Here is a 22,463-nt window from a genome sequence, read left to right as displayed (position 1 = left end):
GCACATTTAGACAGCTTTTTATAAAGCAAATATTTAATTTGCTCTTTCCTTCCACACCCCTTTCCTTTTGAATACAAATCTGAAAACATACTTCAAAAACACCCAAAAAGCTGATAGTTCAGGTTTTGGCCCTCTTCTTTCTCCTATCCGCTCCAATTGCTCCCTGTACCATACGGTTTCCATTACACTCATCCGGTCAATGGGGTCAAAGCCAGTTCTGATTTTTTGAATCATATGATCAGGATCCTTACCCTCCAAAAGCTTATTGGCTGCATCTGGTTCAACGGCAAGTAAGCGGGCCAACCCCACCATATCCACATCACCACTGCTAATGGCATCTGCCATACCCATAAAGGTTTTGAAGCCACCTGTCAAAACCAAAGGAACAGTTACGGATTTACGGACCTTGACCGCAAAATCCATAAAATATGCTTCCCTTTCCAGGGTGCTTTGCCTGACCTTGCTCCCTACCATGGCGGGAGCTTCATAAGTACCTCCAGAAATCTCAATCAGGTCAATCCCTAAATCAGTTAAGGTTTGGATGGTTTCTAAGGATTCTTCTTCCGTAAAGCCACCCTTTTGAAAGTCCGCAGAATTTAATTTGATACCGACAGGAAAATCTTTACCTACTGCATTTCTGATAGACTGATACACCTCTATCACAAACTTCCTGCGTTTTTCAGGGGTACCACCCCAGGCATCTGTTCTTTGATTATGTTTGGGGGACAAAAACTGACTGACAAGATATCCGTGCGCCCCATGAATCTGAACTCCGGAAAATCCTGCTTTTTTGACAACTTCTGCAGCTTTGCCAAACCTCTGGACAATTTCCCAAATCTCTTCTTCTTTCAGCTCCCTGGGTGTTTCAAAGAAAGCCTGCATGTCTTTTCTAAAAGGAATAGCAGAGGGTGAAACATTTTCTTTATTCAGTCCTTTAGGAGCTTGTTTACCGGGGTGATTCAATTGTACCCAACAATGTGTGCCGTTGACCATAGCTTCGTCTGCCCAATGCTTCAGGGCCTCTAAATGACCTTCATCCTCGATGACCACATTTCCCGGTTCTCCTAAGGCTCGTTGGTCCACCATTACATTACCGGTGACACAAAGGCCTATTCCTCCCTCAGCCCAGGTCCGGTACAATATGGACAAGGATGGTTTTGGAGAGCCTCCTTTTTCACCTAGACCTTCACTCATTGCTGATTTAAAAATCCTGTTCTTAATGACCGCTCCACAGGGAAGAGACAGGGGTTGATTCAAAGGGGAAATTGACATTTTTATGATTGAAGGTTTAATATTCTTTTACTTTGGGTTACCCAAGCAATTTATCCATTCCTGTATCTTATCTCTCATAGAAACCAACTCTTCCAATTCAACCTCCATATCACCCATGTTTTCCATGAGTTTTTCAGGCACTAAAGCTGCAGCCTTTTTTAATTCCCTCCCTTGCCGGGTTAAATAAATCATTACCTTTCTTTCATCGTCATTAGCCTTTTCCCTCTTGATCAAACCCATACTTTCCATCCTCTTTAACATAGGTGTAACCGTATTGGTATTCAGGATCAACTTATCCGTGATATATTGGACTGAAACCCGGTCTTTTTCCCAAAGCACCAACAAAGTAAGGTATTGGGGATAGGTGACCCCCAACTTGTCCAAATAAGGTTGATAGGCCCTGATGATCAGCCTGGAAATAGCGTAAAAGGGAAAACAAACCTGATTTTCTAATTTTAAATGTTCCATAGTGCCATTAGGAGAAAACTGACGCTCAACCTAATTTCTTGCTTAAATAAGCATCGATTACCTCAGGTTTGGTGATGGGGGAAAACCGCTTCACTGGTCTTCCGTTTTCATCTACCAAAAACTTGGTGAAATTCCATTTGATTTTTGAACCCAATATTCCTCCAAGTTTACTTTTTAGGTATTTGAAAAGCGGGTGGGCAGTATCCCCATTTACATCTATCTTGGAAAACATAGGGAAAGTCACCCCGTAGTTGAGGACGCATCCTTCTGAAATTGATTTCTCATCTCCGGGCTCCTGGTTGCCAAATTGATTGCAAGGAAAACCCAAAATGACCAAACCTTTGTCCTTGTATTTTTCATAAAGCTTTTCCAAACCTTCAAATTGGGGTGTCAGACCGCATTGACTTGCTGTATTGACCACCAAAACAGTTTTTCCCTTGAACTCATCCATTGAAACCTCTTTACCTTGCAAGGTCTTGGCTTTAAACTCATAAAATGTTGAACCCATAATCAGATCAAATTGATTTTAACATCCACGTTTCCTTTGATAGCCCTGGAGTAAGGGCAACTTTCATGAGCAAGATCAACTAATCTTTTTGCCTCGGCCTCTTCCAAACCATTGATTTCAACATCCAAGGTCACATCCAAATCCCAAGCTGTAGGTGTTCCCTGGACCAATGCCACATTTGCGGTTACTTTGGATGAAATAGCCAACCTTTGGCTTTTGGCAATATAGTTCAGGGCATTGTCAAAGCAAGCTGCATATCCTGCTGCAAACAATTGCTCGGGATTGGTATAAGCCCCCCCTACTCCTCCAAATACCTTAGGTAAACGTACTTCCAAATCCAAAACCCCATCATTGGATTTGACCCTTCCATTTCTACCCCCTACTGCAAAGGCAGCAGTTTCAAATAATTTCTGCATATGTTTTTTTATTTATATCGTACGCGATACAATAACAGGATTAGTATTTAGAATGTTTATAAAAAAAATTATATCCGAAAGAATTTAATAGAAAGCCATCCATAAGAAAAGGGACATCTATTTAAAAATCAATGTCCCCAATTGTATCCGGCCATATCATCCAAACAGGCCTTTAATAACAAAATACAATCGGCGATATCCTCCTTATGCGCCATTTCTATGACTTGATGGAGATGTCTGGTCGGTATGGATATTGCTCCGGCAATGGCACCTTGTTTACCCATTCTTTGAACTCCGGCAGTATCTGTTCCACCTGCTGTCAAAATTTCAGGTTGCCATTTGATTTTATGTTTCTCAGCTGTTTGTTTCATATAGGCTACCATTCTATAATCACAAATGGTGGATGCATCCATGATTTTTATAGCAGCTCCTTTACCCAACTCGGTGATTTTCTCATGTGGCTGAGCGCCCGGAACATCATAGGCCACGGTTGTGTCCAAAGCAATGCCAAAATCAGGATTAATTCCATGGGCTGCTACATTGGCTCCCCTTAAACCTACCTCTTCCTGTACTGTGAAAGTGGCATAAACGTCATATGCCGGATTGTCCAATATTTTTAAAGTTTCAATTAAAATAAAAACAGCCACCCTGTTATCAATGGATTTGCAATTGACACAATTACCCATTTCTATCAATTCCCTTTCCCTGGTGATGGTATTTCCTACGGAAACATACTTTTCCACTTCCTCTTTAGACATCCCCAAATCAATAAAAAAATCTGTAGTCTGGGGAAGCTTATTTTTTTCTTCCGCTGTCATGACATGGACAGGCTTGCTGCCCATCACTCCTACCAAATCTTTCTTGCCGTGTATAATTACTCTTTGTGCAGTTAAGGTTTTGGGGTCAAATCCCCCTAAGGTATGAAATCTGACAAAACCCTTATCATCAATATGGGTCACAATAAACCCAATTTCATCCATATGGGCAGCCACCATGATTTTTTTGCCATCCAGAATTTTTTTAGATTTTTTAACAGCAATGACATTCCCCAGATTGTCCGTTTTCACCTCATCTACTAAAGGTCTCACCAACTGGACCACCAAATCCCTAATTTTTTTCTCATATCCAGGTGCACCCGGAATTTCACAGACTTGCTTTAGTAAGGGTATATTAATTTCCATAAATCACAATTGCTTAGTCAATATTAATTTTTCCCCAATTTGGGGAATTTTTCCCTATTTTAAGGCTTTTTCAAGGAATAGAAAAATAGTTTGACCCTCTGTTTTGGCATGAAAATTTCTTCCTTAGGGGTAAATCAAACAATCAGGAGTTTTTCATGCAAATAATCCTTTTACTTATAGGTTCATTTATAATTTTTATTTTAAGTACGTTGACTGGCGGAGGGGCAAGTCTATTATTGATGCCACTGGTAGCCGCAGTAGTAGGTGTCAAAGCAGTAGCTCCGGTGATGGCTATCAGTATAGGCATGAGCAGTACCTCAAAGGTTTTTTTCTTTTTTAAATATATAGACTGGAAACTCTTTGCCTGGCTTTTCCCCTCCACAATAGTAGGTTCCATCATAGGGGCCAAAATGTTTGCAGAACTATCATCGGATTACCTCCAAGTTCTTATAGGCATCCTTCTTGTTTCCACCGTATTTCAATTCAATAAAACAGAAAAAAGAACAGGTTTCAAAGTAAAAGCATGGCATTTCGCCCCGATGGGACTTGTTGTAGCATTCCTATCAGGCCTTATTGGAGGGGTAGGTCCTTTGATGAATTCCGCTTATCTAAATTATGGCATCAGTAAAGAATCTCTTTTGGGCACCAGAAGTGCCAATGCCATCCTGCTTCACCTTACCAAGATCATCAGCTATGCTTATTTCGGGTATGCAACAGGTGAAGTACTGAAGTTTGGGATTTTGATAGGTATTTCATCTATGGTGGCTGTTTATTTTGGCAAACTTATCCTGAACAAAATGTCTGAATTGATCTTCCGTAAAATCGTGGTGGTCAGCATGGTTTTAAGTGGTGTACTGATGCTTTGGAAGAACAGGGATTTTATCAGTGAAATGGTGGCCTTGATTTAATCCACTCAAAATTCAAAAACCTCCTACATCCTAAAAATAAAAAATCAATTCGGTATAAGTTAGCTACTCTGCTGGAAAAGAGTAATGTGGGGCTAAACCAGAAAACAATGAATTTAAAATCAACTTTATGAAATTATCCATATCTAAAAATGTTCACCTGGTTGAACCAGGGGATTTTGAAGCGACAGATCATTGGTATCCAAGAGTGCTCAATTCAAATATCCATCCTTTAGTGGCATATTTTCTAAACCTTAGCCATGAGCAAATGGTAGAAAGATATCACCGACTACATCCATCCAGTGATCTGAATGCGATTATGGAGATTCTCCAATATCAACCACAGTATTTTAGATGGGCAGGGACAGATCTCATGCATATCACCAATCATGAAGGGTACAGAAAACTTGCTGTTATCGAAACCAACAGTTGTCCTTCAGGTCAGAAATCAATGCCTCTTCTGGATTTAAATGTAGAACAGGGTGGCTACAAAAGGCTGATTGAAAACACCTTCAAACCTATGGTCGAAAAACATCAGGAACCAGGTGGGCTTGCTGTGATTTATGATAAAAACCCCATGGAGAATATTGGTTATGCGGCTACCATTGCTGATGTTTTCGATGAAAATGTCTTATTGGCAAAATTTGATAAAGACGATCAAGATCCTCCTGCAAAGTTTGTGAACAACAAACTCTTTGTTAGGAATGAAAAAGAAGGTTGGACCGAAATCAGGGCAGCTTTCCGCTATGTTACCCAGGAACCATGGAATAGGATACCTCAAAAATCCAGGACATTACTTCTAAATCCTATAGAGGCCTGTTTGGCCGGTGGAAGAAACAAAGAAGTCGCTAGCTTGGCTTATGACAATTTTAACGAAAAATTCTCAGGGAGTGGTATAAGCATTTTTACCCCCAAGACATTCACAAAAGTACCTTATGGAGAATTGGCCAAATATTTCAAATTATTAGCGGGAAGCATGGTCATTAAGGTGCCCGATTCAAATGCAGGTCAGGGAGTCTATACAGTAATTAATGAAAAAGAATTGGATTTTACACTTTCCAAAATAGATCCTAACAGTGAGTATTTGGTTCAACAATTAATCCATAGTAATTACAGCAAGGGTTTGGACCCAACCCAAGCCTGGTACCATGTAGGTACCATTCCCGATAGTAAAGGAAGAAGCTATGCCTTTGACCTTCGATTGATGATGCATGCTACTGCAGAAGGAATGCGTCCTTTGGCAGTATATTCAAGGAGGTCAGGGTTTCCATTGAACCAAGAGCTACCTGAAAACATGAATTCCTGGGAAGTTTATGGGACTAATCTATCCATCAAAGGGGAAGATGGCTGGACTTATGCAGATGAAAGATTAATGCTATTTGACATCAGGAATTTTGGCCAATTGGGATTAGGAATAGATGAATTGATCAAAGGTTTTGTCCAAAGTGCCATGGCAGTGTATGCCATTGATCAAAATGCCATCAAAAAATTTGGTGTAAATCAAGCGAATATCTAATTTCCAATATTAACAGAAAAATGATGAATAAGAATATATTAATTGTGGAGGATGATGTAGTATTCTGCAAATTGCTCACCAGATTTCTTACCAAGAATAATTTTGATGTGATGGATGCACAAAGTGGCAAAGATGCTTTGGAATTAGTCAACCTCAATCAATTTGAACTGGCCATATTGGATTACAGATTACCGGATATGACAGGAATTGAAATCCTGAAGAAAGTAAAAGAAAAAAAGCCGAATGCAAAAGTTGTGATGATTACCCGATACGGAGACCAGGAAGTTGCCGTAAAATCAATTGAATCAGGGGCGGATGCTTTCATTTCCAAACCCATCAATCCTGAAGAATTATTACAGGTAATTCAAGGGTTTGAATAAAAAAAGCTCACTTATCTGTGAGCTTTTTTTATTTCTGAATTTTTCTTGTATTAATAAGCCCTAACGACTTTCCCTTCCATATAATTTGCAAATGCCCTATTTACAACCCTCATCCCTCCTGAAGTAGGAAAATTACCCGTAAAGTACCAATCACCCAAATGGTCAGGGATACACTTATGCAGGTTTTCAACCGTTTGGTAAAGAACCTTCACCTCAGCCTTGATTTCCTTAGTCGTGATGATTTCTGCTACCTTATCCGAAATTTCCTGGTCACTAAACGGCTCATAAAGCTCCTTCACATAATTCTCAGTCAAAATTTGTTTGGTTGTACATTTTTCATACACCTCATCCATCAAATTGGACATACCTCTTTCTTTCAACAGTTCCACAGTAGCCCTGAAAGCAATAAACTCCTTCATTTTGGACATATCTATCCCATAGCAATCCGGGAACCTTATCTGGGGAGCAGAAGAAACAATAACAATCCTTTTTGGATTCAATTTATCCAAGGTAGTCAAAATACTTTTTTCCAAAGTGGTCCCCCTTACAATGCTGTCATCTATCACCACCAAAGTATCAATCCCTGCCCTGACTACTTCATAAGTCGTGTCATACACGTTGGCCACCATGGCATCCCTGTCGGAGTCGTTGGTAATGAAGGTCCTCAATTTTACATCTTTACTTACTAATTTTTCAACCCTGGGTCTAAAACTTAATAAGGATTCCGGATCTTCTAAATGAGGTTTACCTTCTAATAGCACTTCTTTCCTTTTGGCAGAAAGATAATCTTCAAGACCTTCAATCATTCCCAAAAATGCTGTTTCAGCTGTATTGGGGATATAGGAAAATACTGTGTTCTTTAAATCAAAATCAATTGCCTGAAGAATCTGGGGAACCAAGGCTTTCCCCAATAATTTTCTCTCTTTATAAATATCCGGGTCGGTTCCTCTTGAAAAATATATCCTTTCGAAGCTGCATGATTTTTTCTCCCTTTCAGGAAGTATTTCATGCTCTGCGTAGGTACCATCTTTATTGATGACCAATGCATGCCCGGGATGGATTTCCTTAATTTGATTATAGTCAATATTAAAGGCCGACTTGATTGCTGGCTTTTCAGATGCCACAACCACTATTTCTTCATCCGCATAATAATATGCCGGCCTGATACCCGATGGATCACGCACTACGAAGCTAGAACCATTACCGATAATTCCAGCCATCGCATAACCCCCATCAAAGTCCCTACAGGATCTTCTTAATATCCGGGCTACATCAAGTTCATTTTCAATTACTGCAGTAATTTGTTCATTGGAGTATTCGTGCTTGTATTTATCAAAAATCCTCTGGTTTTCTTCATCCAAAAAATGTCCTATTTTTTCCATGACAGTAACCGTGTCTGTCTTTTCCTTAGGATGCTGCCCTAGCTGTACCAATTTGGCGAAAAGCTCTTCGACATTGGTCATGTTAAAATTACCCGCCATCACCAGATTCCGGCTCCTCCAATTGTTCTGCTTAAGAAAAGGATGGCAGGTTTCTATACTGTTTTCGCCATGGGTACCATACCTCAGATGTCCTAACCACACCTCGCCTGTAAATGCAATGTTTTGTTTTAGCCACTCTGCATCCAAAATTGCCTCTTCACCTCCCTGCTTTTTGGCCTTTTTATATTTCTTTTGAATTTTGTCAAAAATATAGTTGACTGCCTGCGGTTCTATAGACCTGTACCTGCTTATATAGCGAACCCCAGGCTTGGTATTAATTTTGATATTGGCAACCCCTGCACCATCCTGACCTCTATTGATCTGCTTCTGCATCAGCACATAAAGTTTATTGGGAATGTAAAGGGGAGAACCATATTTATCAATATAGTATTGCGGATTCTTCCGAAGCCTGATCATTGCAATACCACATTCATGTTTTATTTGGTCACTCATGAAGTTAAGGGTGAAATATTCTGACAGTGCAAAGTTAGCTCTTTTTTAGAAGTTTATGGAAGTAAATAAAATTTGGTTTACATTTTATTTTGACCCCCTCTTCATCCCCGAACAAAACTTCCAGAAAAAAGAGAAGAATAAGCCTCCTTTTATTTTTAAAACCTGGGTAAAATTTCCCCAATTGTGGATTATTTACACAGTTTGACCACATCATAAACACTCATGATTGATTCAAATCAGGGTATTTTTCAATTGGCATGACCCCTGCATGGTATCAAACATGAAAAAATTGACAATGGTTCTTCTAATGGGAATTTACCTGTTATTCTTAGGTATCAAATCCTATGAAAAATGTCAGGCCAATGCAGTAGCCCATAATGAAGAAAAGGAAATACAGTTCTTGGGTGGAGAATTGGAAAAGAAATTCTACGCCCCATAAAATATCAATTGTCCAATTATTAACCCAAAACCGCAATATCATGAAAAAGCAACTGCTCATTACCGCAATCTTCATGTTGGGGCTTTTTGTGTCCCCGTTGATGTCAATGCCAATCCCTTCTTTGAAAGAAAGTCTGGATTTCATTAATGACCAGGAGAAAGTTCAGTTAGACCCCAATCATCTCCCAGAAAAGGTCAAGAATACCATTGAAAATAATGAAGAAATCAAAGACCTCCCTATCACACAGGCCTGGCAGATCATCGAGGAAGATGGGACATCTCACTTTAAAGTGAAATTCGATATAGGAGGAGAAGAGCTTATCAAAATTTATGACCCTGAAGGAAAAGAAATCATAGATTAAATTAACCTGCTCTAAGTTTAAGGCATTGGGTGTATCCCATTGCCTTATTTTTTTATTAGCTTAGTAGAAAATTTTGTATGGGCAGATGGGAAAAATACTTTTAATTGAAGACGATATAAGTTATTCCAGAATTATCAAAAATTTTCTTGAGAAAAACGGTTTTGAAATTTTTACTGCCAATAAAGTTTCAGAAGGGCTTTCCGGTATGAAAATTTATAAGCCCGACCTGGTAATCACGGATTTTAGATTGCCGGATGGTAACGGAATGCAGATTCTGGAATCTATCCTAAAAGAAGGCAAGAACACCAAGGCCATCTTGATTACCTCTTACTCAGATATCAGAATTGCCGTAAAAGCCATAAAAATGGGTGCTGTGGATTATATTACTAAACCCATCAATCCGGAGGAACTGTTAGAGACAGTAAAAGAAGCTTTGGAATACCCTTCAAAAGACCAAGGTGAAGGGGAAAGTATTTCATCAATGTCCAAGCAGTATGTTGAAGGAAAGAGTCCTGCTTCACAAGAAATGGAAGAACAGATCCAATTGGTGGCACCTACTGACCTAAATGTATTGATTCTTGGTGAAACGGGTTCAGGGAAAGAATTTGTTGCCAATAAGATTCACCTGCTCTCAAAACGGAAAAACAATGTGTTTACCGCTATTGATTGTGGAGCAATCCCCAAAGAACTTGCTGGAAGTGAGCTCTTCGGCCACATAAAAGGGTCGTTTACAGGAGCTTTTGATAACAAAACAGGACATTTCGAAAATTCTAAGGGAGGAACTATCTTTCTCGATGAGGTAGGGAATCTAAGCAGTGAGGTTCAAGTGATGTTGTTAAGAGCTATCCAGGAAAGAAAAATCAGAAAAATAGGCTCTAACTACGAAGTTCCTATCGATGTAAGGATTATTTCAGCCACCAACGAAAACCTTAAATCACAGGAAAAAGACGCTTCATTCAGAGAAGATTTATACCATAGGCTGAATGAATTTTCCATTCAGGTCCCCTCTCTTAAAGAAAGAAAAGAAGACTTGGATCTTTTTATTCAAAGATTTATCCAATCCAGCAACCAAAGGTTGGGCAAATCTGTGGAAGGCATTGACCCCGAAGTCAAAAACATTTTTTATAACTATTCCTGGCCGGGCAATCTCAGGGAACTGAAAAATGTAATCCGAAGGGCGGTACTGCTTTCGAAAGGTCCTAAAATCACATCAGATTTGCTTCCTGTAGAAATCAAAGATTATATAGTAACCAGAAACGAATCCTCTTACACACCCCCATTTAAGGACAGTCTTCAGATCCAAGAAAGAGAAATCATTCAAAAAGCACTTTTGGAAACAAAATACAACAAATCCAAAACAGCCAAACTTCTGGGAATAGACAGAAAAACACTTTACAATAAAATGGAGAAATACGGCTTGAATTAAGCCAGGCTCAGCCTAAAATCTTTTTCGATTTTCCCCAAGAGCTTATTCGTTTCTTCAATGAGTCTTAAAACTTGATGATCCAATTCATTAATTGCTCCATCCTTAATGTTGACTTCAATTTCTTTCGCCATCTCTCCTTCCTTTGCTTTAATCTGGGACAATCTACTGGATAATTGATGGGTTATTTCCCGGACCTTTGATAAATCACCCGATTTTATAGCTTTTCCCAATTCTAAAATATTGGAATGGGTTAACTGAAGGATATCGGAAATTACTTCAAGCAACATCTCCTCATCTCCCATACAAAATTTCTTTATGTCGGAAACATCATATGTTGAGGACTGTTGGACCAAACTCTGATTTAAATCTTCTTTCCCTCCGATTTTTTTCTTTTTAAGTTTTAATAGTCCTCCAATTTTAGAAATAAGTTGCTTATCACTGAAAGGCTTTAAAATCAGATCATTAAAACCATTATTTTTCAACTTATCCTGTTCATCCGCAAAAACATTTGCAGTCATTGCCAAAACAGGTAAAGATTGGTAGGTATCTTTTGCCCTTAACATCTTCAATACTTCAATTCCACTAACTTCCGGCATCTGAATATCCAATACAGCCAAATCAAAGGGCATATCCTTAAACTTTTCTTTGAACTCAATCCCACCATGATATGCCGTAACATTGGCCCTCTCGGATTCCAAAAGCAACTTAATCAACTTCAAACCTAAAGGATCATCATCTACAACAAGCACCTTCAATCCGGCGATTTTATAGACTGATTCAATGGATTCTTCTTCCTGATCAATTGGGTCAACACAATCCATGGGTAAAACCACCTTCATTTTTGTTCCTTTATTGAATTTACTTTCCGCAGAAATACTTCCCCCCTGGAGATCTATCAATTTTTTGATGATGGCTAAGCCAAGTCCGGTCCCTCCAAATCTTCTGGTAATTGAGGTATCTCCCTGATTGAATTCTTCAAAAATTTGAACCAACATTTCCTCAGACATTCCTACCCCTGTATCCTCAACGGTAATTTTAAGCTGACCATTTTTAAAAATGACTGCTACATCAATCTTCCCTTTATGGGTAAACTTAATCGCATTGCTAAGCAGATTATTCAAGATCTGATTGATTCGGAGTTGGTCTCCTAAAAGCCATTTGGTTTTAGGAATATCAATATCCCAATTAAAACCAATACCTTTTTCTTCTGCTCTAAAAGAATAAAAACTCTTGATGGAAAGGAATAATTTTAGAGGGTCAAAGGGTTCTTTGTCAATCTGCACTTTTCCTGCTTCGAGCTTTGAAAAATCAAGGATATCATTCACAATCCTTATCAAGGTATCTGAAGCAAATCCAATCATGCCAACAAATTCCTTTTGGTCTTCATTAAGCGTTGACTTTTCTAGAGCTTGCTGATATCCCTGAATAGCGTGGAGAGGATTTCTTATCTCATGGCTCATGTTGGCAAGAAAATCCTGTTTAGCCTTGGCCAATTTATCGGATTCTTTCTTTGCTTCTTCCAACCTAAGCCTATAAAGATTGGCCTTTTTAACCTCATTCAGAATGCTGTTGATAAAACCCAAGGAACCTACTACCCCTAAAAAGACCATGATAGCCAACACAATCGAAACATTGTAAGTCAATTTATAGGCAGATCGGTTTTTATCATCATAATTTTCAAGCAAATCCCTTTGCATACTGGAAATCATTGCCTGAATCTGGGAAAAAACTTCCTTGTTTTTCTCAATCAGCCTGGTCTCAAGGTCCACAAAATTCCTTTGAAGCCTTTGCTCATCCTCAAACATTTCTGTCATATAGCTTTTGAGGGCCTCGAGCGCTCCTTCAGGTGTCTCAGCTTTTTTTCCTTCGGATCCAGCCTGCAATTCCCCTATATCTTTGACAATCTCCAAAATTTCATCTCTATAATCAATCTCCCCCTGTGACAAAAGGGTCTTTTCCTCCTCTTCAATTTTGGAGTTCAGGCTCCTTCCGGAAATTTCAGACATCAGATCTCTATTTCTGATTTTACCCAAAAACTGCATTTCGCTCAGTTCCTGCTGACGTTTGATCCTGGTCTCAATACTTTTGAGTGCTTCTTCACTGAATGTCCTATTTGTCAAATTATACCTTACCTCCTCCAATCCGGCAAAAACCACCATAAGCTCACTGATATTCAAACTTATTTTTTCACAACTTTTGACTTCTAATGAATCCTGGGCGTTTGATTTCAGCCAGTCCAAACGGAATTTAACTCTATTTAGGGTCTCCTCTAGGACAGAATCCTTATCTGATGTCCTTTCTGTCTTGGACATATCCAGCAAATATACATCCGCCAGTAATCCGTTAAGTTGGGTAAGTTTTTCATTCGGTTTGGTTAAATTCTCAACTGTATCCAATAGTTTGGTAATACTGAAATAGGTGATTACACTTACTGTAATCACTAAAAATGCTGCAAGGATAAACCCTATTACAACTTTACTCCTCAACTGATGTCTTTTCCAACTCTTGATCAAGGCTCTTTAATTTAAACTATCGTTGATTGCATATCAGAATTATGGCTGGCAATATGGTCGTTCTGATCAATTACTCAGACAATTATTGTTCCATTTAAATTAATGGATATAAATTAAGCCGTCCTAAGATCTAGGAAAGGAATCCATTCCTCTGCATGCCTTTCTGCATATTCTGCAATAAAAAAACCCAAAGTGGGTTTGAAAGGCTGTGTCTTCAGCCTCATTCCCGCCTGTTCAGGTTCTTTATCTCCTTTATATACATTGCACCGGTGGCAGGCAGTTACCAAATTGGTCCAATTACTTTTTCCACCTTTAGATTTTGGAATCACATGGTCTATAGTGAGTTGTTTTTTGGAACCGCAATATTTGCATTCATGCCCATCCCTCTTAAAAATATTGGCCCGATTGAGAAGCACCCCCTTGTAGGGAATGTGTTTGTAATCGTTCAACCGGATGACAGCAGGATATCTATATTCTCTGGAAACCGTCCTGATGGCCAAAGATTCGTAATAGGTCAAACAGCTTACTTTTTCCAAAACAGATAAAACAATTGCCTTTTGAACCGTCACAACAGCAACAGGCGAATGATCGAGATTCAAGACAAGAACACGTTTCTCCATAATCCTCTAATATAAAATCTTTGATCGGAAAAACCTGTTGTTCAATGTGATTGTTTTTAGAACTTCATTCTATCAAGTTCTCTCTTGACGTCCTTGGCTTTTATGTCCTGTCGCTTATCATGAAGCTTTTTACCTCTGGCAAGGGCTATTTCCATTTTTGCAAGTCCTTTGTCATTGATGAAGATCCTTACAGGAATAATTGAAAGCCCTTTTTCTTCAAATTTGGACTCAAGCTTTTCCAATTCCTTTTTATTTAATAATAATTTCCGCTCCCGGACTGCGTCATGGTTATAACTAGATGCCATTGAATAAGGAGCAATGTGCATCTGTTTGATAAACAATTCCCCTCGTTTAAAATAACAGTAGGCTTCATTCAAAGATACTTTTCCCTCACGGATGGACTTGATTTCCGTTCCACTTAGCATCAATCCTGCCGTAAAAGTGTCTATAAATTCAAACTCAAAACTTGCCTTCTTATTACGGATATTGATGACCTTATCAAATTTATTTCTCTTCTCTTTGGACATATGTTACCTGATATTGATTGTGAATGCCAGAACTGTTAGTGGCCAACCCCGAACAAACCTAAAATTTAAGTCTGGCTTCTGGAACCACATCTAGTCCACAAAACTCACCTTTTAAATATTTATAATGTGCCGCAATAGCTATCATAGCAGCATTATCCGTACAGTATTCCATCTTGGGAATATAGATGTTCCAACCTAATTTATTGGCCGTTGCCATTAATTCATTCCTAAGGCCTGAGTTGGCAGAAACTCCTCCTGCAATCGCTATTTCTTTGATATTATAATCCTTTGCTGCCTTTTTAAGTTTTTGCATCAGCATACTGATCAGGGTAAACTGAACTGAAGCACAAATATCTGCCAAATTTTGCTCAATAAATCCCGGATTTTCCTTCAAGCTATCCCTCAAAAAATAAAGTACCGCAGTTTTTATACCTGAAAAGGAAAAATCCAATCCGGGCATATCAGAAACAGGGAAAACAAAAGCTTTAGAATTACCCTGTGTGGCATATTTATCTATCAAGGGGCCTCCAGGATATGGCAAACCCAATAATTTGGCGGTTTTATCAAAAGCCTCCCCAACAGCATCATCTGAAGTTTCTCCAATAATTTCCATGTCCAGAAAATCTTTTACCAAAACCAATTGGGTATGCCCTCCGCTTACCGTAAGGCAGATAAATGGAAAAACCGGCTTGGGATCATCGATGAAATGGGCCAAAATATGGGCCTGCATGTGGTTCACCTCAATAATAGGTAACCCTAAAGCAAAAGCAAATGACTTTGCAAAAGACACGCCAACCATCAAAGATCCCATCAAACCCGGTCCTTTTGTAAATGCAACCGCTGAAAGTCCCTTCTTGGAAATACCTGATGACTGTATAGCCTCGTGTACAACAGGAATCAAGTGCTGTTGGTGAGCACGGGATGCTAATTCAGGAACAACTCCCCCATATTTTTCGTGTACTGATTGTGTCGCGACTATATTATTGAGTATTTTGCCATCAGAAATCATAGATGCGGACGTTTCATCACAAGATGACTCTATAGCCAGAATATTGATCTTCATTTCTGTTATTCCTTGAAAAAGAACCCCAAAGTTACGGAAAAATTGTTGAAAGCCTTAAGAGTATTCTTTAGGCTATTTCTCTTCCTTATCTTTGGATTACTTTTAATTGCAATCCTCCTGCAGATTCCGGTTGCTCAGACTTTCTTTACCAAAGGACTTACCAATTATATTTCAAGAAATACGGGTTTTGATACCAGCATTTCCAAAGTCCGTATCCGATGGTGGGATGCCATTAGCCTTAAGGACGTTGTTATCTATGATCCCCAGGATAGTTTAATGGTTGATTTAGAGGAAGTTTATATTGATTTTTCTATAAATGGACTTTTTGATAAATCCAATCCTGCATTGGACCAAATCAAAATGGAAAAGGGAAATGTAAGATTGATTTTCCACAAGAAAGAAGGCAATTTAAATATAGTTGAGTTCTTTGACCGATTTAACGACCTGATCCCGGGAACAAGGGACCCCAGCAAACCAAGGGGCAAATTCAGCATTAACAATATTTATTTTAAAGAGACATCACTGGACATTCTGAATTATCAGGCTGAGCCAGTAAACTCAGGGTTTGATTACAATAATTTGAAATTCAGAGGCCTTATTGCGGATGTAGATGCTTTTTATACCAAAGGTCCGGAGATCGGCATGAAAATCAATTACCTAAGAGGTTTGGAATCCACTTCGGGAATGGCCTTTCAACAACTTAAAACGGACTTCACTTTTTCTCCCACCTATATGGAGTTTGACGACCTATTTTTGCGATCCAATAAGACAGAAATAAAAAATTACCTGCGCTTTGATTTCGATTCCACCCAAGCTTTATCCAATTTCAATGAAGAAGTTCGGATTTTAGCCAGATTGGATGAATCAATCCTGGATATTCAGGATTTAAGGTATTTTTCTGACCAATTACCGAATATTGAAGACCGAATATCTCTTAGTGGGGAAATAGAAGGAAAAGTATCGGATTTTTCTTCAGACCAATTATTAATAAGGTTCGGCAAAAGGAGCGCTCTATTCGGTAAGTTTAAGATTGATGGACTTCCCAATCTCGATGAAACATTTTTCCAAATGTCTTTGATGAATTCAGCCCTCAACAGCAATGATCTTTCACCTTATATATCGGAAGAGGCAAGAAGAGAAATCAACAAATTCAAGGATATACGATTTGATACTGATTTTTCAGGTTACCTTCATTTTTTTACGGCCAATGGCAACTTTAGGACCGGTATTGGTAATATCATCGGAAGGTTGAATTATAAATTTGACAAAGGGGAGCCCACCTTTTCTGGAAAATTAGAACTCAATAATTTAGATATTGGGGTGTTGCTTGAAGATCCACAAAGGTTCCAAAAAGTAACGATGACTGGGAGCATCAAAGGAAATGGACTTACATTACAGTCTGCCTTACTGGAAATTGATGCCAACATCCAAAGTGCAGGCGTTAATGGCTACAATTACACCAACATACAAACAGATGCTACCTATGGTAAGGATTTGTTCCGTGGAAAAATTACGGTAAATGACCCCAACCTTAAAGGAAAGGCAATTGGCGTTTTAGATGTTCGTGATGGAAAAGATTCTATTCGCCTCAATGTTGAAATTGACACGGCCTATCTTCAGGATATTGGTCTGATGGAAAAAGAAACTTTCATCAGCGGTAAAATTGACCTGGATACCAAAGGTGTTACTCTGGATGATATAGAAGGTATAGCCAGGTTCAGTGAAATAAACTTAAGCTATGAGGGGAGAAACCTCTATATAGACAACTTCTTTTTTCAATCTCTTTTTACAGATGATTTCAGGTTGATTTCCCTGAATTCAGATTTATTGGTCGCTGGAATTTCGGGAAAATTTAAAGTACAACAGTTATTGGATGATGTTGAAAATCTCAGCAAAGAGTATCTGGCCATCCTAACCAACTCAGAAAAACCAAAATCCCTATTAATTGATTTAAAACCCGAACCTTACAATATTGATATCAATCTGAATTTTATTGACATCAATCCAATCATTAACCTCTTTGAACCAAGGGCTTCCATTTCAAAAAATACGATAATCGAAGGGGCATTTTACCAGACCCCGGACAACACTATATTGAACTTTTTCTCCAGTATCGACTCTATTTACTATAATGGGAATTTTCTTTTCGATACCAATCTTGATTTTAACACCTCCAAACTTACCGCCAATGATGATGTTTTGGCATCCTTTTACATATTTTCAAAAAAACAGGTTTTAAATTCAGGCTTAACCTTCAACAATTTGGCCATGGAGGCAATATGGGACGAATCCAATATTGATTTTACCTACAGGCAAGACCAGCTTGAAACAGGAAGTTATGTAAGGGTGAAAAACGAAATCACGATTTACCCTGACCACACCACTATAGTTTTTGAACCCTCTGAATTGAAAATACTTGAAAAAACTTGGAAATTCGATCCCGAAAACCTGATTTATATTTCAAACAAAAATTTTCTCTTTGATAATATCAAACTTTTTAATGAGGATCAGTTCATTGCCTTATCCGGAACCATTTCTCCTAATCCAGAAGATGTGCTTAGTCTTCAAATCCATAAAGTAAACCTTGATTTTTTCAACACATTAAGCACAAAAGAATTTCAGGGTTATGCAAATGGACAATTTGGATTGAACAATTTTTATCAGATGCTTGGTATCAATGGGCAACTGAATATAGATGATATGTACATCAATAACTTTCTGATCGGAGATATTGAAGCAGCAACATATTTTACTGATCGTCACATCAATCTGGAAATGAACAATATACGGGAAGGGAAAAATGTAATTTCACTGGGTGGATATTTAGGAAGCGATGATGAGGAACTAGCTTTAAAAGCCAAATTAAATGATGCGGATTTATCCATTTTGGAGCCCTTTCTGTCCAATTACCTCACCAAAATGGGGGGGACAGTCTCAGGTGATTTAATTATTGAAGGCTCCCTTACCTACCCGGTTGTTGTGGGTTCAGGAAAAGTTACAGAAGGAACTGTATTAATCAATTACCTTAATACTTTTTATACCATCGATGGTAATTTAATTTTCGATCCTGATGAAATCAGTTTCAGAGAATTGACCTTGAGAGATGTCAATGGTAATCGGGCAAGAATGAGAGGAGGAATTTCACATGACTATTTCAATGATTTCATTTTGGATATCACCACAGGGCTTGAAAATTTCCAGGTTTTGAATACTACTATAAGAGACAATGAGTCTTTCTATGGGACAGCTTACGCAACAGGATCTCTGAATATTTTTGGAGCCGCTAATAACCTGGATATTACCGCCAATGCAACTTCGCGGCCAAATACCAGAATTTTTATCCCCATCGGATCAAGCAATGTACAGGCACAGGCAGAATTCATCAATATCATAAATGTAAGAGATACCACCAAAGTGGTCAGCTTTGAAGAAACCGTAGAAAAACTAGCCATCAATAATGTGAGAATGAATTTCAACCTTGATGTAACACCCGATGCTTATGTTGAAATTCAGGTTGACCCGAGGACGGGTGAAAACATACAAGGTAGAGGAAGAGGGGTGTTGAATTTGTTAATTGATACCCAGGGAAACTTCTCCATGCTGGGCAATTATGAAATCACAGAAGCAAAATATAATTTCTCACTCTATAATGTCATCAGAAAAGAGTTCAACATACAGCCTGGAGGAAGAATTTCCTGGTACGGAGATCCCTATGAAGGGATTATGAATATCCGGGCATCTTATCAGGAAAGTGTTTCCTTGCAAAACCTTCAAAACCTACGTGCCGGGGCTATAGAAGACCCCCAAATGAGAAGAAGATTCCCATTAAAAGTAATCATGGACCTGAAAGGCAACCTTCTTTCTCCCGATATCGCCTTTAATTTCGATTTTTCAGAATTTCCAACCGAAGGGACTGTGCAAACCTATATTTCAGCTTTCCAAAACAGGATTGCCAATGATGAGCAAGAGAAAAACAGGCAGGTTTTCTCGGTTATCATGATGCGCTCACTTTCACCCGAAGGTCAGTTTAGCGGGGTAAGCAATATTGCCACCTCGAATTTAAGCCAATTACTTTCCTCCCAACTGAACAGTTTCATTGCCCAGGTGGACCAAAACCTTGAAGTAGACATAGATCTGGCAAACTTGGACCAAAATACCCTTGAGACATTCCAATTGAGAGTTGCTTATACCTTTTTGGATGGTAGGTTGCGGGTTTCCCGCGACGGAGGTTTCACCGACCAACAGGGTAATGCCGACCTCAGTAGCATTGCAGGAGAATGGCACGCTGAATACTTGATCACCGATGACGGAAGATATAGAATGAGGGTATACAACCGAAATAATTTCAATACCTTCACCTCCCTTTCCCTGACAAGGAATGTGGCAACATACGGGGTGAGCGTTTCACAAAACCTATCATTTAATTCCTTTGCTGAACTATGGGCTAAAATAAAGAAGAAAGAAAATGAAAAATTAAGGTTAAATGATACTGATGACTTTTTGCGCTATGAATTTGAAGAACAAAATAGATGGCAGCCCATTCCGCTGGAAAACCTGGATAATAGAGTCAGCCCTTTGGATTATTTGATTGACCAACCTTTAAAAAATTACAGAAAAGAGGATGAAGATTAAAACTTTTTCACGTCTGACCTCTTTCTATTGCTGTAAACTATACAATAAATATGGAAAAAGTCAGCATTTTCTGGTTTAGAAGGGATCTAAGATTGGATGATAATACCGGTCTCTATTATGCCAATAATCAAGAGAAGAATATTCTTCCCTTATTTATTTTTGATAGGAATATTTTGGATAAACTTGAAGATAAAAAGGATGCAAGAGTCTCATTTATTCATTCTCAAATCTGCAGGTTAAGTGAAGAATTGACATCATATGGAAGTTCTTTAATGGTTAAATATGGAAATCCAATTGAAATATGGCAAACCCTTTTGGATGAATATGATATCCAAACAGTATACACCAATAGAGATTATGAGCCTTATGCTAGAGAAAGGGATGAGATGGTACGAAAATTACTCCAAGAGAGAAATATCCAATTTTTGGATTTCAAAGACCAAGTGATTTTTGAAAAAGATGAAATCGTCAATGGAAGTGGAGAATTTTACAAAGTCTTTACGCCATACAGTAAAAACTGGCTGGAGAAATTCAAAAACACCAAGATCCAAATGCTAAGTTTGGATAAAAAAAGAAACCAATTTCTTCGGATGGCCCATATCGAAATTCCATCTTTAGAAGAAATGGGATTTCAAAAAAGTGACATTGAAATACCTCCCCTTCAAATTGACAGGCCTCTAATTCAAAAATATGACCAAGTCAGGAATTTTCCTTCCATAAAAGGAACAACAAGATTAGGGATTCACCTTCGATTTGGAACCATTAGTGTCCGTAAACTTGCTTTGGAAGCCTATAAGCTCAATGAAACATATCTGAATGAATTGATCTGGAGAGAATTTTACATGATGATCCTCTACCATAATCCACAGGTGGTAGATAAAGCATTCAAACCCCAATATGACCATATTCCTTGGAGAAATAATGAAGAGGATTTCAAGAAATGGTGTGAGGGTCAAACCGGTTATCCCATTGTGGATGCGGGGATGAGGGAATTAAATGCAACGGGATTTATGCACAACAGGGTCAGAATGATTGTAGCCAGCTTCCTGACCAAACACCTCCTTATTGATTGGAGATGGGGGGAAGCATATTTTGCAAAAAAATTATTGGATTACGAACTGGCATCCAATAATGGAGGCTGGCAATGGGCAGCTGGTACGGGAACAGATGCCCAACCCTACTTTAGAGTATTTAATCCTGATTCCCAAACTGAAAAATTTGACAAAGAATTAAAATACATTAAAAAATGGGTTCCTGAATATAGTACATTAGCCTATCCAAAACCCATGGTGGATCATAAATTTGCCAGAGAGAGGGCAATTGAAACATATAAAAAAGCATTAAATTCATGAATATAGGTGATAGGGTCCGTTTATTGCACGGCAATGAAGAAGGAGTGATAGCCAAAATTTCTCCAGGTGGAAGAGTAGAAGTTGAAATTGAGAATGGATTCAGAATTCCAGCGATGAAAAATGAAGTAGTGGTGATTTCATCGAGTGAGAAGCAATATTTTGGCGAAGGAATTGAGGCGGAAAAATCTCCTTTTACATCCCTTCCTGCTACCGGTAAAGGGGATATTAAATCGGTATTTATTGCTTATATTCCTTTAAACGATAAAGACCACAGCATATATTTATGCAACAATTCTGAGCGTGATTATTTGGTAATGGTATCGGAAGTATATGGAGAAAATAGCCAAACCCTCCTTGCTGAACGATTGAATGCCAAAAGCAGCAAAAAAATCGGCGAGAAATCCATTCAAAACTTCGAAGAATGGCCGGTCATGTTGGTTCAATTTTTCCCCATCCATAAAAAAATAGAAAAAACTGAAAAATCATTTGAAAGAAAGCTGAAATTCAAAGCGTCAGTCTTTTTCAAGAGTAAAGGGCTTGTTCCTATTTTGGAGAAAAACGGCTATGTCTTCAAATTATCAGAAAATATACGGGATATTGATATTAAACAGCTTAATGAAGAATTGAATGCCGGGAAACCGCAATCAGTTCCCCAATTTGAAAGACCCCCCAAAGAGATCGACCTACATATTGAAAAATTGACCAAGGACTATCCCTTTATGAGCAATTCTGAAATGCTGAAACTGCAAATGGAAACTTTTGAAAAAAATCTTAATTATGCCATCGCTTCAGGGATGGATGAGATCACCTTCATTCATGGGATCGGAAATGGCGTTCTAAAAAAAGAAATCCAGAAGTATCTCAGTCATTTGGGAAATATTAAGTATTTTCAGGACACACAGAAAAGCCGTTTTGGATACGGCGCTACATTGGTCAGAATTTCTTAGGCA

At 38.5% G+C, this 22,463-nt stretch carries 19 protein-coding genes; 9 read left to right on the top strand and 10 right to left on the bottom strand.

The window, feature by feature from the left end; genetic code table 11:
* Positions 1-33: 33 nt before the first annotated feature.
* From ACFSKV_RS13010 to ACFSKV_RS12990, 5 genes are all read right to left on the bottom strand, one after another.
* On the bottom strand, positions 34-1,272 hold the full coding sequence (locus ACFSKV_RS13010; protein ID WP_380803454.1) for an NADH:flavin oxidoreductase/NADH oxidase family protein: 1,239 nt from the start codon (positions 1,270-1,272) through the stop codon (positions 34-36).
* Between the two features lie 27 nt (positions 1,273-1,299).
* On the bottom strand, positions 1,300-1,740 hold the full coding sequence (locus ACFSKV_RS13005) for a MarR family winged helix-turn-helix transcriptional regulator (RefSeq protein ID WP_380803452.1): 441 nt from the start codon (positions 1,738-1,740) through the stop codon (positions 1,300-1,302).
* A 25-nt stretch (positions 1,741-1,765) separates the two neighbouring features.
* Positions 1,766-2,248, bottom strand: coding sequence for a glutathione peroxidase (locus tag ACFSKV_RS13000; protein ID WP_380803450.1), 483 nt, complete (start codon positions 2,246-2,248; stop codon positions 1,766-1,768).
* 2 nt (positions 2,249-2,250) lie between these two features.
* Positions 2,251-2,664: an organic hydroperoxide resistance protein gene (locus ACFSKV_RS12995; RefSeq protein WP_380803448.1), complete on the bottom strand. Its 414-nt coding sequence runs from the start codon at positions 2,662-2,664 to the stop codon at positions 2,251-2,253.
* Between the two features lie 128 nt (positions 2,665-2,792).
* Positions 2,793-3,845: a M42 family metallopeptidase gene (locus tag ACFSKV_RS12990; protein WP_380803446.1), complete on the bottom strand. Its 1,053-nt coding sequence runs from the start codon at positions 3,843-3,845 to the stop codon at positions 2,793-2,795.
* A 155-nt stretch (positions 3,846-4,000) separates the two neighbouring features.
* Between ACFSKV_RS12990 and ACFSKV_RS12985 the strand changes: the two genes are divergently transcribed.
* The 3 genes from ACFSKV_RS12985 (at position 4,001) to ACFSKV_RS12975 (ending at position 6,646) form a co-directional block, all read left to right on the top strand.
* The gene (locus ACFSKV_RS12985; RefSeq protein ID WP_380803444.1) at positions 4,001-4,753 is read left to right on the top strand and encodes a sulfite exporter TauE/SafE family protein; all 753 of its coding nucleotides are present in this window, start codon (positions 4,001-4,003) and stop codon (positions 4,751-4,753) included.
* Between the two features lie 127 nt (positions 4,754-4,880).
* Positions 4,881-6,266, top strand: coding sequence for an ATP-grasp domain-containing protein (locus ACFSKV_RS12980; RefSeq protein ID WP_380803441.1), 1,386 nt, complete (start codon positions 4,881-4,883; stop codon positions 6,264-6,266).
* A gap of 20 nt (positions 6,267-6,286) precedes the next feature.
* Positions 6,287-6,646: a response regulator gene (locus tag ACFSKV_RS12975; protein WP_380803439.1), complete on the top strand. Its 360-nt coding sequence runs from the start codon at positions 6,287-6,289 to the stop codon at positions 6,644-6,646.
* Positions 6,647-6,696: 50 nt separating this feature from the next.
* Here ACFSKV_RS12975 and ACFSKV_RS12970 read toward each other — a convergent pair whose 3' ends face one another.
* Positions 6,697-8,580 (bottom strand): amidophosphoribosyltransferase, encoded by a 1,884-nt coding sequence (locus ACFSKV_RS12970; protein ID WP_380803436.1) that lies wholly within the window; start codon positions 8,578-8,580, stop codon positions 6,697-6,699.
* Positions 8,581-8,860: 280 nt separating this feature from the next.
* Between ACFSKV_RS12970 and ACFSKV_RS12965 the strand changes: the two genes are divergently transcribed.
* The 3 genes from ACFSKV_RS12965 to ACFSKV_RS12955 all read left to right on the top strand — a co-directional run bounded on the left by ACFSKV_RS12965 (position 8,861) and on the right by ACFSKV_RS12955 (position 10,806).
* A complete protein-coding gene (locus ACFSKV_RS12965; protein ID WP_380803434.1) occupies positions 8,861-9,019 on the top strand; it encodes a hypothetical protein in 159 nt (52 codons plus the stop codon).
* 40 nt (positions 9,020-9,059) lie between these two features.
* On the top strand, positions 9,060-9,380 hold the full coding sequence (locus ACFSKV_RS12960) for a hypothetical protein (RefSeq protein ID WP_380803432.1): 321 nt from the start codon (positions 9,060-9,062) through the stop codon (positions 9,378-9,380).
* An 85-nt stretch (positions 9,381-9,465) separates the two neighbouring features.
* Positions 9,466-10,806, top strand: coding sequence for a sigma-54-dependent transcriptional regulator (locus ACFSKV_RS12955; protein ID WP_380803429.1), 1,341 nt, complete (start codon positions 9,466-9,468; stop codon positions 10,804-10,806).
* On the opposite strand, the gene ACFSKV_RS12950 is transcribed toward ACFSKV_RS12955, so the two are convergent.
* The 4 genes from ACFSKV_RS12950 to tsaD form a co-directional block, all read right to left on the bottom strand.
* Positions 10,803-13,319: a hybrid sensor histidine kinase/response regulator gene (locus tag ACFSKV_RS12950; protein ID WP_380803425.1), complete on the bottom strand. Its 2,517-nt coding sequence runs from the start codon at positions 13,317-13,319 to the stop codon at positions 10,803-10,805. The two genes, ACFSKV_RS12955 and ACFSKV_RS12950, sit on opposite strands and share 4 nt — an antisense overlap.
* A gap of 113 nt (positions 13,320-13,432) precedes the next feature.
* Positions 13,433-13,939 carry an HNH endonuclease gene (locus ACFSKV_RS12945; protein WP_380803422.1) on the bottom strand — a complete coding sequence of 169 codons (507 nt, stop codon included), beginning with the start codon at positions 13,937-13,939 and terminating at the stop codon, positions 13,433-13,435.
* Between the two features lie 56 nt (positions 13,940-13,995).
* A complete protein-coding gene (gene smpB, locus ACFSKV_RS12940; RefSeq protein WP_380803419.1) occupies positions 13,996-14,466 on the bottom strand; it encodes an SsrA-binding protein in 471 nt (156 codons plus the stop codon).
* A gap of 58 nt (positions 14,467-14,524) precedes the next feature.
* A complete protein-coding gene (tsaD, locus tag ACFSKV_RS12935; RefSeq protein WP_380803417.1) occupies positions 14,525-15,529 on the bottom strand; it encodes a tRNA (adenosine(37)-N6)-threonylcarbamoyltransferase complex transferase subunit TsaD in 1,005 nt (334 codons plus the stop codon).
* 12 nt (positions 15,530-15,541) lie between these two features.
* Between tsaD and ACFSKV_RS12930 the strand changes: the two genes are divergently transcribed.
* Genes ACFSKV_RS12930 through ACFSKV_RS12920 form a run of 3 tightly spaced genes read left to right on the top strand, consistent with a single transcriptional unit; the run spans position 15,542 to position 22,460 of the window.
* Positions 15,542-20,161 carry a translocation/assembly module TamB domain-containing protein gene (locus tag ACFSKV_RS12930; protein WP_380803415.1) on the top strand — a complete coding sequence of 1,540 codons (4,620 nt, stop codon included), beginning with the start codon at positions 15,542-15,544 and terminating at the stop codon, positions 20,159-20,161.
* 50 nt (positions 20,162-20,211) lie between these two features.
* Positions 20,212-21,513, top strand: coding sequence for a cryptochrome/photolyase family protein (locus ACFSKV_RS12925; RefSeq protein WP_380803412.1), 1,302 nt, complete (start codon positions 20,212-20,214; stop codon positions 21,511-21,513).
* Positions 21,510-22,460 (top strand): Smr/MutS family protein, encoded by a 951-nt coding sequence (locus ACFSKV_RS12920; protein ID WP_380803410.1) that lies wholly within the window; start codon positions 21,510-21,512, stop codon positions 22,458-22,460. The genes ACFSKV_RS12925 and ACFSKV_RS12920 overlap by 4 nt, the downstream gene beginning before the upstream one ends.
* Positions 22,461-22,463: the final 3 nt, after the last annotated feature.

This window comes from Shivajiella indica, from assembly GCF_042683085.1.
Classification (GTDB): domain Bacteria; phylum Bacteroidota; class Bacteroidia; order Cytophagales; family Cyclobacteriaceae; genus Shivajiella; species Shivajiella indica.
Note: the sequence above shows the minus strand (reverse complement) of the source record. Positions and strands in the feature narration are given on the sequence as shown.

Bases quoted from the DNA above. Each gene is read 5' to 3' on its own strand.
- ACFSKV_RS13010 (WP_380803454.1), bottom strand. From the start codon at position 1,272: ATGTCAATTTCCCCTTTGAATCAACCCCTGTCTCTTCCCTGTGGAGCG.
- ACFSKV_RS13005 (WP_380803452.1), bottom strand. From the start codon at position 1,740: ATGGAACATTTAAAATTAGAAAATCAGGTTTGTTTTCCCTTTTACGCT.
- ACFSKV_RS13000 (WP_380803450.1), bottom strand. From the start codon at position 2,248: ATGGGTTCAACATTTTATGAGTTTAAAGCCAAGACCTTGCAAGGTAAA.
- ACFSKV_RS12995 (WP_380803448.1), bottom strand. From the start codon at position 2,664: ATGCAGAAATTATTTGAAACTGCTGCCTTTGCAGTAGGGGGTAGAAAT.
- ACFSKV_RS12990 (WP_380803446.1), bottom strand. From the start codon at position 3,845: ATGGAAATTAATATACCCTTACTAAAGCAAGTCTGTGAAATTCCGGGT.
- ACFSKV_RS12985 (WP_380803444.1), top strand. From the start codon at position 4,001: ATGCAAATAATCCTTTTACTTATAGGTTCATTTATAATTTTTATTTTA.
- ACFSKV_RS12980 (WP_380803441.1), top strand. From the start codon at position 4,881: ATGAAATTATCCATATCTAAAAATGTTCACCTGGTTGAACCAGGGGAT.
- ACFSKV_RS12975 (WP_380803439.1), top strand. From the start codon at position 6,287: ATGATGAATAAGAATATATTAATTGTGGAGGATGATGTAGTATTCTGC.
- ACFSKV_RS12970 (WP_380803436.1), bottom strand. From the start codon at position 8,580: ATGAGTGACCAAATAAAACATGAATGTGGTATTGCAATGATCAGGCTT.
- ACFSKV_RS12965 (WP_380803434.1), top strand. From the start codon at position 8,861: ATGAAAAAATTGACAATGGTTCTTCTAATGGGAATTTACCTGTTATTC.
- ACFSKV_RS12960 (WP_380803432.1), top strand. From the start codon at position 9,060: ATGAAAAAGCAACTGCTCATTACCGCAATCTTCATGTTGGGGCTTTTT.
- ACFSKV_RS12955 (WP_380803429.1), top strand. From the start codon at position 9,466: ATGGGAAAAATACTTTTAATTGAAGACGATATAAGTTATTCCAGAATT.
- ACFSKV_RS12945 (WP_380803422.1), bottom strand. From the start codon at position 13,939: ATGGAGAAACGTGTTCTTGTCTTGAATCTCGATCATTCGCCTGTTGCT.
- smpB (WP_380803419.1), bottom strand. From the start codon at position 14,466: ATGTCCAAAGAGAAGAGAAATAAATTTGATAAGGTCATCAATATCCGT.
- tsaD (WP_380803417.1), bottom strand. From the start codon at position 15,529: ATGAAGATCAATATTCTGGCTATAGAGTCATCTTGTGATGAAACGTCC.
- ACFSKV_RS12925 (WP_380803412.1), top strand. From the start codon at position 20,212: ATGGAAAAAGTCAGCATTTTCTGGTTTAGAAGGGATCTAAGATTGGAT.
- ACFSKV_RS12920 (WP_380803410.1), top strand. From the start codon at position 21,510: ATGAATATAGGTGATAGGGTCCGTTTATTGCACGGCAATGAAGAAGGA.